The sequence below is a fragment of the Altererythrobacter chaiwopuensis genome, assembly GCF_054957755.1.
In genome coordinates, this window is record NZ_JBTXJG010000008.1 from 1 (window position 1) to 284 (window position 284).

Consider the following 284-nt stretch of genomic DNA (forward strand, 5'->3'; position numbering starts at 1 on the left):
GTCAGGCCTTGGCCGTCTTCTTGGCCGCGGCCTTCTTGGCGGGCGGTGCCTTGCCGGCGCGCGGCTCGAACTCGAAGATGACCTTGCCTTCCTTCTTGTCGTAGGCCAGGAAGGCCTTGAACTTGCGCCGCGTCTTGTTCGAGACGAAGTTCTCCAGCAGGTCGGTCTTGCCGGCGGTCAGCAGCTTGTGCACCTGGGCCGGCTCGATCGGCTGGGTCAGGATGACCTTGCCGGTCTTGAAGTCGCAGGTCACGTTGGCGCCCACCGAGTGCTCGCAGACGTAG

1 protein-coding gene is annotated in these 284 nt (G+C 64.4%); it reads right to left on the minus strand.

Annotation, left to right across the window (positions count from 1 at the left end):
* Position 1: 1 nt before the first annotated feature.
* On the minus strand, positions 2 to 284 hold a 283-nt coding region (locus ACX2DJ_RS12980), incomplete at its 5' end, for a topoisomerase C-terminal repeat-containing protein (protein ID WP_462573162.1).